The sequence below is a fragment of the Bacteroidota bacterium genome (assembly GCA_037133915.1).
In the GTDB taxonomy this organism is placed as follows: domain Bacteria; phylum Bacteroidota; class Bacteroidia; order Bacteroidales; family CAIWKO01; genus JBAXND01.
The window spans coordinates 34,091-46,559 of the sequence record JBAXND010000001.1 but is presented as its reverse complement, the minus strand read 5'-3'; the positions used below and the strand labels follow the sequence as shown (position 1 = coordinate 46,559).

General features: G+C 41.6%; 9 protein-coding genes. 4 read left to right on the top strand and 5 right to left on the bottom strand.

The window, feature by feature from the left end; genetic code table 11:
* Positions 1–11 precede the first annotated feature (11 nt).
* From WCM76_00155 to WCM76_00135, 5 genes are all read right to left on the bottom strand, one after another.
* The gene (locus WCM76_00155) at positions 12–2,201 is read right to left on the bottom strand and encodes a tetratricopeptide repeat protein (GenBank protein MEI6764015.1); all 2,190 of its coding nucleotides are present in this window, start codon (positions 2,199–2,201) and stop codon (positions 12–14) included.
* Positions 2,202–2,221: 20 nt separating this feature from the next.
* Complete coding sequence (locus tag WCM76_00150) at positions 2,222–4,108, bottom strand: tetratricopeptide repeat protein (protein MEI6764014.1); 1,887 nt, start codon at positions 4,106–4,108, stop codon at positions 2,222–2,224.
* 9 nt (positions 4,109–4,117) lie between these two features.
* Positions 4,118–6,199: a tetratricopeptide repeat protein gene (locus tag WCM76_00145; GenBank protein ID MEI6764013.1), complete on the bottom strand. Its 2,082-nt coding sequence runs from the start codon at positions 6,197–6,199 to the stop codon at positions 4,118–4,120.
* An 11-nt stretch (positions 6,200–6,210) separates the two neighbouring features.
* Positions 6,211–8,079 carry a tetratricopeptide repeat protein gene (locus WCM76_00140; GenBank protein ID MEI6764012.1) on the bottom strand — a complete coding sequence of 623 codons (1,869 nt, stop codon included), beginning with the start codon at positions 8,077–8,079 and terminating at the stop codon, positions 6,211–6,213.
* Between the two features lie 194 nt (positions 8,080–8,273).
* Positions 8,274–9,020, bottom strand: a complete 747-nt coding sequence (locus tag WCM76_00135) for a YebC/PmpR family DNA-binding transcriptional regulator (protein MEI6764011.1) — start codon at positions 9,018–9,020, stop codon at positions 8,274–8,276.
* Between the two features lie 251 nt (positions 9,021–9,271).
* Here WCM76_00135 and thiF point away from each other — a divergent pair, with 251 nt between their 5' ends.
* From thiF to WCM76_00115, 4 genes are all read left to right on the top strand, one after another.
* Complete coding sequence (thiF, locus tag WCM76_00130; GenBank protein MEI6764010.1) at positions 9,272–9,859, top strand: sulfur carrier protein ThiS adenylyltransferase ThiF; 588 nt, start codon at positions 9,272–9,274, stop codon at positions 9,857–9,859.
* A complete protein-coding gene (gene thiS, locus WCM76_00125) occupies positions 9,859–10,062 on the top strand; it encodes a sulfur carrier protein ThiS (protein MEI6764009.1) in 204 nt (67 codons plus the stop codon). The genes thiF and thiS overlap by 1 nt, the downstream gene beginning before the upstream one ends.
* A 19-nt stretch (positions 10,063–10,081) precedes the next feature.
* Positions 10,082–10,840, top strand: coding sequence for an FkbM family methyltransferase (locus WCM76_00120; protein ID MEI6764008.1), 759 nt, complete (start codon positions 10,082–10,084; stop codon positions 10,838–10,840).
* An 80-nt stretch (positions 10,841–10,920) separates the two neighbouring features.
* Entirely contained in the window at positions 10,921–12,414 is a 1,494-nt protein-coding gene (locus WCM76_00115; protein MEI6764007.1) for an oligosaccharide flippase family protein, read from the top strand.
* Positions 12,415–12,469 lie beyond the last annotated feature (55 nt).

Genomic DNA, 12,469 nt, shown 5'->3' with positions numbered 1-12,469 from the left:
ATCGTTTTTTTTTAATTCCTGCAATTAGAAAACAGCGCAGACGCGGCTTGCGGATTTCCCATTTGAGCTGCCTGCTGCCAGTCGGCACAGGCGCGCTGACGGTCATTCGACAGAAAGTGCACCATCCCCCTGCTGAAAAGTGCCGTGCTGTTAGCAGGTTCCAATTCCAAAACTTTTGTAAAATCGTCGATTGCTCCCGTGTAATCTTTAATGGACGCTTTTGCATTTGCCCGGTTCATATATCCTTTTGCGAATTTCGGATCAAGACGCAAAGCAACATCTAAATCACGGATGGCCGATTGCATATCATTCATCATAGCATAGGCAAATCCCCGGTTAAACCAGGCATCGGCCTTATCGGGAAATAATTTTGCGGCCTCAGAATAATATTCAATTGCCTTTTGATAATTGTGTTTATCAGACATAATAGTTCCCAGTTCATTATACGGGTCAGGGATATCGGGATGGAGCGTTATTGCATGTTCAAGGTCGTTAATAGCACCGGCCGTATCACCCATTTCCTTTTTTGCCAATGCCCGCTGGCTCCAGGCGGAAGCGTATTCCGGAGCTAATTTAAGCGCGGAATCAATATCTGCAACAGCGCCCGTATAATCGAGCAATGCTTTTCGCGCAAGCGCCCGGTTACAATAAGCCATTTCATTTTTGGGATTGCAGCGTATGGCACTACCATAATCTCCAACAGAACCGGCGTAATTATGTATCATGTGCTTTGCAGCGCCTCTGTTGGAGTATGACATGTCAAACGAAGGATTACAGGCAATAGCGCGTGTAAAATAAATAATGCTTTCGGCATGCTTACCCTCGGCCATTACGGCATTACCGTAGTTATTCAGCGGGCGCGTTTTATGCGGTGATTTTTTTATGACATCTCCCCAAAGACTTAAATCGGTTTTCCATATGCTGTTCCTGCTAACTGTGAGAAACGACAAGAGTGGAATCAGCAAAAACATTATTACAGTGAGGATTTGCAGATTTTTTCCTTTCAAAAAATAAAAGGGCATTGACGAAATAAAAAAGCCAACCGATGGCAGATACATACGGTGTTCAAAAATTACGTTGGGAATAGGAATAATGCTGCACTCTACCAACAAAGCCGTAAAGAAGAAAACCAGACCGTATGCCGCTAATCGGTATTTCTTCCTGAAAATGACCGTCAACACAATTATGGCAATCAGCACAATAAAACTTGTAAGTGTTTTCCATTCAAAAAGGCTTTGTGATAAAGGATAATCATAATCCAGATTTTGCCATGCCGGAAAAACGAGTAATCGCAAATAAGTCAGTATTACCCTGAATTGCGTGAGCAGATATGTGCCTGCTGTAACAGTATATGTATTGCCCTGTTCAGGCAAAATGGGATTAAAAATTGTAAACGAAAAATTCGTAAACATAAAAATCAATAATAAAACAACTACACCTGAAAACGTCCAGATTTTCCAGTCTTTCAAATTGACACGAATGCGGCTTTCTCTGATAAAAATGAATTCAACAAGCAGTATTGCAAGCGGCAGCGTATAGGTATTTTCTTTCGTCAGAAATGCCATTATTGCAGAGATTCCGCTCAGTACAAAAAATAACAGTTGCTTGTTTTTCCGGTGGTTTCCAATTCGTCCCGACAGGTATAAACACAGACTAAGCAGATAAAACAGGGCGGCCAAAGATGCCAGTCGCTGCACAATGTAAGTTACCGCCTGAGTTTGCACAGGATGAGCTACGAAAAGCAATGCTGTAATTAAAGCTATGATTTTGGCGTTTTTCAAAACATGACTGTTCTTCATGTTCGGCGTTGCAAATACTAAGGTTACCAACCAGAAAACAAGCAGCGCGTTGCACAGATGAATGATCAGATTGACTAAATGATAGCCCCACACATCGAGCCCGTTGAAATGGTAGTTCAGTGCAAAAGTGAAAATGCCCAAAGGGCGGCTGGGAACATAACTCCACCATGCCGAAATATTGGATAAATCCCGTATTAATTTGTTTTGAACGATATTCTGCGCATCATCAAAATGAAAGCTGCAGTTAAAACTATTGACGTAGCAAATAACTCCGGTAATTAGAATAAGAACGATGCTTATCGAATAAAACGAAAGCCATGACGGAAATTTGCGTTGTTCTTTTCTGCGTTTCGGAGACTTATTGTTATTTTGTTTATTCTGTTTACTTTGTTTACTTTTCATTCAAATAACTATTTGATTTTTTATTTTTTTCCACAAAAAGCATTCAGCAATGTGGTGGCTTGCTCATTGCCCATGAGTGATGCACGCTGCCAGTCGTTACATGCCGCCGTCTGATTTTTAAGATTAAACTGCACGAGTCCTCTATTGCAAAATGCCAGTGCGTTGTCAGGCTCCAGCGCAATTGACCTGTCAAGATCAGAAAGTGCGCCTTTGAAATCTTTCAGTGCGGCCAATGCGCTTGACCTGTTCAGATAGGCTTGTGCAAAATCAGGATTCAATTTTATGGCCATATCAAAATCGCGAATCGCATTTGGCAGGTCTTTCATCATTGCATAAGTGTAGCCACGATTGTAATACGTTTCCGGATACGATGGATCAATTTTTAATGCTGCTGAATAATCGAGGAGTGCGCCCTGCAGGTCGCCTAAATCCTGCTTTGCATTACCACGGCTCAAATACGGATCTTTGTAAGCAGGATTCTTTGCCACCGCTTTATCAAACCACGAAATGGCTTCCTGTCTTCGTCCGAGCTTCAACAGTGTAATGCCCATATTATTGAGTGCGCGCGGCTTTTCAGGAGATTTTTTCAGCACATCAGTCCACAGAGTCAGTTCATCTTTCCATACATTATTGCGGCTATATGCTGCTACAGCGAGCACAGGCACCAGCAAGAAAAACAGCGTCGTTAACAGCTGTTGTTGTTTATCCTGAATAATACTAAAAAAGATACATGGAATGAACAACAAAAATCCGAATGACGGCAGATACATTCTGTGTTCAAAAATTACATTGGGAACAGGAATAATGCTTGATTCTATTGATAATGTGATGAAAAACCAAAACACTCCGAATGAAGCCAGCCTATGTTTTTTATACAAAATTACGCCAAGTGCAAGAATCGCGAGAAGCAACAAAAAACTTGCAATTGTTTTCAGTTCAAAGAAACTTTGTGAAACAGGATAATCGTAATCAAGATTTTGATTGACGGGAAGAAATAAAAGTCGAATATAGGTAATAATAACGCGGAATTCCGTCATCAGGTACGTGCCTGAAGTAAGTGTATAGAGATGTCCTTGTTCGGGTTTTATAGGTTGAAATACCGAGAAACTGAAGTTTACAAAAAAGATTGTGATTGCCACAGCAGCCATTCCCATAAACGCCCAAAGTTTCCAATCTTTGATATGTATTTTGAAAGACGTTTCTCGAATAAAGAAAAATTCGGTCAATACAATAATTACAGGAAGGGTAAATGTGTTCTCTTTTGTCAAAAACGCCAGTAACGCAGCCATTCCACAAGCTACAAAAGTGGCTATTCGTGCAGTTTTAGTCAAATTCACAACACGTGCCCGAATGTACAGACTCAACGACAGCAGGAAAAAAAGTGCAGCAAGGGACGCAAGACGCTGGACAATGTAAGTTACGGCCTGTGTCTGGACAGGATGTGCCACAAAAAGCAATGCCGTAATCAAAGCAATTATTTTTCCATGCTTTGCAATTGTTGATTTTTTAATTACAGGAGTGCTAAACAGTAAGGAAACTAACCAGAATACGAATAATCCGTTGATAATATGAATGAGCAGATTTACGAAATGGTAGCCGCCCACATTGGTTCCGCCCACTGCATAATTTAACGCGAAAGTAAAAATGCCGATGGGTCGGCTGGGCACATAGTTCCACCAGGCTGAGACATCGGAAAGTCGGGTAATATCATGATTGAATTCAATATTCTGCAAATCGTCGAAATGAAAGCTGCAATTAAAACTATTGGAATAGATGAAGCCTGCCGTAATTGCTATCGCGGCAATACTCATCCACAGAAACGAATTGTTCTTTTTCTGCGGCGCCTTCGCACCGACCGGCGCATTTTTCTTTTTAACAGTGGGTTTCTTTTTATTCTCCTTTGCCATGTGAACACTCTATTTACAAAATTGATATACGTAGGAGGCCGCTTCGCCGTTTCCCATGTGTGATGCCGTAGTCCAGTCGGCGCAGGCGCCCGCTTTATCATTCATATAAAACCTGGATGTGCCCCTGTTGCAATAGGCATAATCTGCGTTCGGATTGAGCTGAATCACCCTGTCAAAATCGCTGATAGAGCCCGCGTAATCTTTTCGTGCTGCCAGTATATTCGCTCTGTTGTTGTAGGCATCAGGATAGTCGGGTTTTATTCTGATGGCCGTATTTACATCCTGAAGTGCACCCTCGGGGTCGTTCATCTCAAACCTCACCGAAGCTCTGTTATTATAAGGCTGAGGTGAATTCGGCTCAAGGCGAATGGAAGTTTCAAAATCGCGCAAAGCGCCGGCAAAATCCTTTAATCCTGATTTCACATTCGCTCTGTTATTATAGGCATCAGCGAATGGTGGAAATAAATGAATGGCAATATTCAAATCGGCGAGCGCACCGGCATAATTACCCAGTTCAAATTTAGCAAGTCCACAATTATTATATCCGCCATAACTTTCAGGATTCACAAGCACAGCCTGCTGATAATCCAGAAGTGCGCCCGCAAAATCTTTCATAAAACTTTTGTTCTTACCACGATTCAGATAAGCTGCATCAAACTTCGGATTGTTCAAAATTGCTTTGTCATAGTATGGCATTGCCTCAGCATAGCGATTTTTATCACGCAGACTATTTGCAAAATTCATCAGCGGGCGCGTTTTTTCAGGCGATTTTTTTGCAACATCTTCCCAGAGTGAAAATTCATCTTTCCACACCCTGTTGCGACTTATGGTGAGAATACACAATACCGGAACCACCAAAAACAAAAGCAGCCGGACCGCTTTGAAAATTTTCACATCAGTGATGAATCCCGTCAGCGAAACAATAATCATAAACAGCCCGATTGACGGCAAATACATGCGGTGTTCAAAAATAAGATTGGGGACCGGAATGATGCTTGATTCAATCGCAATGGTGATGAAAAACCAGCATAAACCGAATGAGGCAACACGAAATTTTTTAAACGACAACACTGCAATCACAAGCAATGACAGCATAAACAAAAAACTCGACATGGTTTTCAGTTCAAATAAACTTTGCGATATCGGGTAATCATAATCAAGATTTTGCCCTATCGGCAGCACCAATAAACGCAAATATGTGGTAAGAACTCTGAACTGTGTGAGCAGATAGGTGGCTGAAGTTACAGTGTAAGTATGCCCCTGTTCGGGCAATATCGGGCTAAAAATTGTAAAAGAGAAATTAATAAAAATGATTATTACCAGAACGCCAATCAAGCCTGCAAATGCCCACAATTTCCAGTCTTTGAAATTCAATCCGGGCTTATTGTGCCTGATAAAGAAAAACTCGACTAAAACAATGATAAGCGGAAGCACGTATGTGTTCTCTTTTGTAAGAAAGGCAAGTATTGCAGACAATCCTGACACAAGAAATAACAGCATTCTTTTCGTTTGCGTTCCGTGAGATATTCTTGCTTTGATATAAAAACACACGGAAAGTAAAAAGAACGTGGCAGCTAAAGAAGCCAGCCGTTGCACGATATATGTAACAGCCTGTGTTTGCAGCGGATGTGAAACAAAGAGAAGTGCCGCAATGAGCGCCAGTGTAATATTACGCGATTTATGAGATTTGTTTGTGATAGCCGGCGTGTTAAAAATCAGCAGCATCATCCAAAATACAAGCAAGCCATTTGCCACATGTATTAACAGATTCACGAGATGGTAGCCCCAGACATTGTTTCCGCCGACAGCGTAATTCAGCACCAATGTAAAAATTCCCACAGGCCGGCTTGGGATAATACTGTACCAGGCAGCAACATTAGAAATATCCCGAATAGCAGGATTATCAGGAATAATCGGAATATCGTCAAAATGAAAACTACATCCAAAACTGTTCAGATAACAAATGATGGCTGTAAGAATAATGAGCCCAGCAGCAACAGTCAATCCACCAGGGAAGACTTTCACAACGGGCTTTTCGTGCTTAACAGGTGTTTGCTTTTTTGTAGTTTTTGTGTACGTTTTTTTCGTCATTTTTAACTATATCAATTGCAGTACTGTGATATGAGCGCATCTACATCGGAGCTGCCCAGTTCCTTTGCTTTTTTCCAATCGTAGCATGCCGTAGATGCTCTATTCGTTCTAAGGTACAGATTTCCCCGATTACGATATCCGGCCGGGTCATTCGGTTTCAGGCTGATACATTTTGTGAAATCTTTTTCGGCACCCACAAAATCATTGAAACTGAAACGCGAGGCTGCACGGGCATTATAAGCATCATAGAGTGTTGAATCAAGTTTCAATGCTTTATTACATGCATCGAGTGCACCTTTGTAATCGGCACGATTATATCGGGCGACTCCCAGATTACACAGCACAATAGCAGTATTGGGCTTTAGTTTATCGCATTGTTCCAGATCGGCCACCGCATTTTTATAATCCTGAATTTTCATCCATGTTATTCCCCGGTTGAACCACGATTCAGCTTCATCGGATTTCACTTCAATAGCTTTTGAAAAATCCTGTATTGCCTGCTGTGCATTGCCTGCGCGTAGATATGCATTAGCTCGTGTACCATATGCCCTTGACAAATACGGGACGGTTGGATTCTTTTCAAGAATGTCTGTCATAAAAACGATATCATTCTTCCAGACTTTATTACGCTGCCAGACCAACATTCCGAAGATGAGCGTAACACCCACCAGTATAACGCTGAACCATGGCAATAATGAGCGTTTCAGACCGGATGTTCCATCTTTCACATCACAATAAAACGAGGCAATTATAAAGAACAATCCCACGTAAGGAAGATAGCCGTAGCGGTCTGTAACAATAAACAGCCGCGAAGGTATAAGTTGAATATTAATTGAAATGGTGACCAGGAAGAACGCCAATCCTGCCAAAATATAAGGGCGTTTGCGCGATGCCCTGTACAACAGCCATCCCACCATAGCAAGAATAAATGGTGCGATATAATAAATGAGCGGCAGCCATCCGTTGACCTTGGGAGGATACACGTAAACGGCGCACTGACTCACCGGGACAAATAATTTGCCGATGTAAAAAACAAATGAAGTGCACACCATCAAAAATATGTCGAACGCATTATAATGAATAAGCATTCCCTGCGTCAGGTTTGCCATGGTGCCACGGTCGCTCAGAGTAATCAATCCAAAGACAACAGACAGTGCAAAAAACGGCACTTTTTCAATGATGTTCCATTTTGTAAATAGTTTGCGCTTATAGTAAAGGTCAATCCCTACAAGGATTACAGGAAGTGTGACTGCCTGCGCTTTTGAGAAAAGCGATAACAGAAAAAAAATGGCAACACCCGCAAGATAAGCCAAGCGGCGCTTTCCGTGCTCCAGATACATCAGGTAACACAGAAGTGCTGCAAGATAAAATAGTGTGAACATACTGCTGCTTCGGGCTGATATCCATGAAACGGCTTCAACATTCATAGGATGAACCGCAAATAAAGCGGCAGCAATAAGAGCTGCTTCACTACGCCCGCTCAGCTTTCGGATAAACAAAAAGACCAGCGCGGTATTTGCTAAGTGGGAAAGAAGATTTACCAGATGCAACCAATAAACATCAAGTGCGGTGAAATGATAATTCAGCGCAAACGTCAGCACCGGAATTGGCTGATACATTATTACATAGTAGGAGGTAAAATACTTGAGAATATTTGCCGATGCAAGGCTCAGCACTTCGGGATAGTTCTGAAAATATTCAACATCATCAAAATTCAGGATGTCATTGTGGAGGCAATTCGAGAAGACCGCGAGCGCAAATAAAATAATCAGCACCAGCATACCGGGAACGGCATATTTGCCCGATGCAGACTTCAAACCCTTATTACTTTTATGTGCAACGGGCTTTACATTCCTTTTTTGCTGAGCTTTGTGAGCCATTCAATTATTGATTAATAAACAGTATCATTAAAACAACAATCCTATCGGGGAACAAGCAAGCTGTTGTTAACAAAATCCAAATATAGCAAAAACATTTCCATATTTTGGACGGTTCGGACAAATTAATTATCAATAATGAAGGTTTTCCCGAAATGGGAAAGCATTATTCAGCCGGGTCTTGACCGACCATGCTTTTAGTTTTCGAGCTCGCTCAGTAATTCGTCGGTAAGTTCGATGTTGTGATATACATTTTGTACATCGTCATCATCATCAAAAATATCAACGAGCTTGAGTACTTTTTGTGCGGCTTCTTTGTCGAGCGCGGTGGTGGTTTTGGGAATGCGCTGGAGTTCGGCACTTTCGGGCTCTATGTTCATTTCTTCGAGCTTTTTCATCATAATGCCGAAGCTCTCCATTTCTGTGGTTACCGTAATTGCGTCATCATCATACGAAATATCTTCGGCGCCACCGTCTATCAATTCCATTTCAAACTCGTCCTGATTCATTTCATTCTTAGGCAGGCGGAACACGCCTTTACGGTCGAAGATGAATGCAAGAGAGCCATTTGTTCCCAGACTGCCGCCATATTTGTTGAAATAGGAACGGATGTTGGCAACCGTACGCTGAATATTATCGGTGGTACATTCAATGAAAATTGCGATGCCGTTGGGAGCGTAGCCTTCGTAGGTAACTTCCATAAAGCTGGCCGCATCTTTATCGGCAGCTTTATTGATGGCCCGAGTGATATTTTCTTTGGGCATATTCACGCCTTTGGCGTTGGCTATTGCAAGCCTGAGCCGTGGGTTATTGTCGGGTTCGGGACCGCCTTCCTTAACAGCAATACTGATATCTTTAATAATCTTTGAAAAGATTTTCGACCTCTTGGCGTCGATAGCGCCTTTCTTGCGTTTAATGGTTGACCATTTATTGTGACCTGACATAATGAGTTGGATTTGTTCTTAACGTAAAAGTAATAAACCGTCGGTTTATCCAATGGCAAAAGTAAAAAAAATAGTTTACAGCCTGCCATTCCTGTTCCCGGTTTTTGATATTTTTCAATTGCAGGGCTGAAGCAAGTTTCAACCAACTGATTCAAAGCGCTTCACAAAAACGACCTTCATATGCATGATTACCGAAGTCGCAATCTCAGATTTGCCAAGTTTTATTACTTTTACGCCTTAGAATTGCAGCTATGACATTTGAAGAGATAAAACGGCATTTAAAAGACAAGGTAGTGGGCATAGCCGGCTGTGGTGGATTGGGCTCAAACTGTGCTGTTGCATTGGCGCGTGTTGGTGTCGGCAAACTTATTGTAGCCGATTTCGATACCATTGTTGAGGGAAACCTGAATCGTCAGTATTTTTTCTTCAACCAGATTGGCAGGAAAAAAGCCTATTGCCTGCAGGAAAATATTTTTCGCATTAACCCGGATACTCAGGTGCTTGCGCATGATATTAAATTAGGACCCGATGATATAAAGGATGTTTTTACGGGATGCGATATTATTGTTGAGGCATTTGATCTGGCGTCGATGAAACAGATGATTATTGAAACGGTGCTTGACAGACTGCCCGACACCTGGATTGTTTCGGGTGTAGGGCTTGCAGGCTGGGGCGATAATAATTCAATTAAAGAAACGATGCATGGCAAGCTCATTATCTGCGGCGACGGCATCAAAGAAGTGAGTGACGAAAATCCGCCATTGGCGCCGCGTGTAGGCATTGTTGCCAATATGCAGGCCAATGCCGTACTCGAAATTTTACTTGGAGGACGCGTATAATGAAGATAATTTTAAACAACCGCGAAGAAACTTTTGAAAAGCAGGAGATGACGGTTAATGCATTATTATCTGAAAAGAACTTCACTTTTAAAATGCTGGTGATTAAAGTGAATGATGTTCTGGTAAAAAAAGAAGATTACGAAAAAATAGTTATCCGTGACAACGACAGGGTGAGCGTGCTCCACCTGATAAGCGGTGGCTGAACCATTGTGAAGGAAACCGATGAAGAATTTTATCAAGCGTATTTTGCAGCGAATGCTGGGATTTGAAAATTATCTGTTTTATTTTTCCATTTTTATCATTGGCACATTAAAGAAGAATCGCAGGGAAGGTGATTTCATGCATTTCCTGTCACTTATACCTGCAAAAGGTGTTATCTTAGATATTGGAGCGAATATTGGTGCCATGACCGTCCATCTTGCGCGTAGATTTCCCGCTTCGGAAATTTATGCCTTTGAGCCCGTACCCTACAATTTGAATACCCTGAAACGAATTATAAAGCACTACCGCCTCCGGAATGTTATTATAAAAGAAACAGCGTTGGGCGATTTTAATGGAACGGTTCAAATGGTAGTTCCAACCCTTGGGAAGGCAAAACAGCATGGTTTGAGTCATGTTGTGGATGCGTCGATTACAAGTTTTAATGAAGGCGAAACCGTGAGTTCTCCTATAACACGGCTTGATGACATTGCAATTTTAAACCATCCGGAAATATGCATCGCAGCTATAAAACTAGATGTTGAAAACTTCGAATACCGGGTACTTAAAGGTGGCGAAGGACTTATTGCGAAGCACAAACCTATTATTTACTGTGAACTTTGGGAGAATGAAAACCGGGAACAATGCCTGTCACTAATGCAATCGCTGGGCTATAACGTTTATATTTTAGAAAAGAAAAAACTTGTTATCTTTAACCCGCAGAGCCATGCAACACAAAATTTTTTCTTTATCTGCAAAACAAGTGAAGTAAAATTGAGTTAAGATGCTGTTGTATTTTACAAGAAACACCGTGTGAACCCAACCGCATAAAAAATAAGAAAATAAAGTCCGATTCCGTATTCATGAAGCAACAGACACCGCAAAAGAAATTCCTCATTAACCTGCTTATCCTGCTCACGCTGAATCTGCTGATTAAGCCGTTCTGGATACTTGGGATTGACCGTGGGGTGCAGAATGCGGTAGGTGCCGGCGATTACGGGTTTTACTTTGCCGTACTTAACTTCACGTTTCTCTTTAATATTTTATTGGATTTCGGAATTACGAGTTTCAATAATCGCAACCTCGCCCAAAATTCGCATTTGCTGAACAAGCATTTTTCGAGTATCGTAATTCTAAAGCTGCTATTGGCGGTTGTTTACACAGCGCTCTCATTCAGTGCCGCGATTATTATAGGATATAACAAGCATCAGATGGTAATGCTGGCGCTGCTGAGCTTTAACCAATTTCTGAGTTCCTTTATTCTTTACTTGCGCTCTAATGTTTCAGGACTTCACTTTTTTAAGACCGACAGCCTGCTCTCCGTACTCGACCGCCTGTTGATGATACTGATATGCGGGATACTGCTTTGGGGACATGTTACTGTAGGAACTTTTAAAATAGAATGGTTCGTTTATTCGCAAACGGCGGCATATCTCGTTACTGTAATAATTGCGCTGTTAATTGTAATGCGAAAGGCGAAATTCAGCCGGTTGAAATGGAATAAACCGTTCTTTCTGATGATAATCAAAAAGAGTTTTCCATTCGCGATACTTGGATTATTAATGGCCTTTTACAACCGCATTGATTCGGTAATGGTAGAGCGCATACTGCCGGGCAATACGGGCGAATATCAGGCAGGACTTTATGCTTCTGCCTACCGGCTGCTGGATGCGTCGAACATGATTGCCTACCTATTCTCGGTATTACTTCTTCCGCTGTTTGCCCGTATGCTTAAGTTCAAAGAAAGCGTGGAAAAACTGGCGCGATTAAGTTTTACACTGTTATTTGTGCTTTCTGTAATATCGGCCATGGGTTCATTTTTTTACAGTGAACAATTTATGACCATGCTCTACCCTCAGCACATTGAAGAAAGTGCAGCGGTGTTTGCAAGCCGCATCGGTCAGACTTCTCAGATTTTCGGATTGCTGATGTTCGGGTTTATTCCAATTTCCTCCGTTTATGTATTTGGCACGTTGCTTACAGCTAATGGTAATCTAAAACAGTTGAATATTATTGCCGGATGCGGAATGTTGCTGAATATAGGTCTGAACTTTTTGCTTATTCCTTGGTTCCAGGCCATTGGCTCAGCCTATGCCAGCCTTAGTACACAATTGATTACTGCTGTTTTGCAAATTGTTTTAGTCGTTCATCTTTTCAAATTCAAATTAAATATAGGATATCTTGTGAGGGTTGGATTGTTCCTTGCAGCTACGCTGACGTTTTGCGCTTTATCGCGAATGTTGCCCTATTCATGGATGATTAACATGATGCTTATGGTGCTTTGCTCATTAATTTTTGCGGCATCTGTTGGTTTGCTTAGTGTTAAGTCGCTGATCTATGCACTAAAAAAATCATAATCCGTTGACGGATTTCTTTATTGAACAAATTATTTAGACAAGATTTGCAATAAAC

Coding starts and splice junctions, on each gene's coding strand:
- thiS (MEI6764009.1), top strand. CDS start 9,859: ATGAAGATAATTTTAAACAACCGCGAAGAAACTTTTGAAAAGCAGGAG.
- WCM76_00120 (MEI6764008.1), top strand. CDS start 10,082: ATGAAGAATTTTATCAAGCGTATTTTGCAGCGAATGCTGGGATTTGAA.
- WCM76_00135 (MEI6764011.1), bottom strand. CDS start 9,020: ATGTCAGGTCACAATAAATGGTCAACCATTAAACGCAAGAAAGGCGCT.
- WCM76_00140 (MEI6764012.1), bottom strand. CDS start 8,079: ATGGCTCACAAAGCTCAGCAAAAAAGGAATGTAAAGCCCGTTGCACAT.
- WCM76_00150 (MEI6764014.1), bottom strand. CDS start 4,108: ATGGCAAAGGAGAATAAAAAGAAACCCACTGTTAAAAAGAAAAATGCG.
- WCM76_00155 (MEI6764015.1), bottom strand. CDS start 2,201: ATGAAAAGTAAACAAAGTAAACAGAATAAACAAAATAACAATAAGTCT.
- thiF (MEI6764010.1), top strand. CDS start 9,272: ATGACATTTGAAGAGATAAAACGGCATTTAAAAGACAAGGTAGTGGGC.
- WCM76_00145 (MEI6764013.1), bottom strand. CDS start 6,199: ATGACGAAAAAAACGTACACAAAAACTACAAAAAAGCAAACACCTGTT.
- WCM76_00115 (MEI6764007.1), top strand. CDS start 10,921: ATGAAGCAACAGACACCGCAAAAGAAATTCCTCATTAACCTGCTTATC.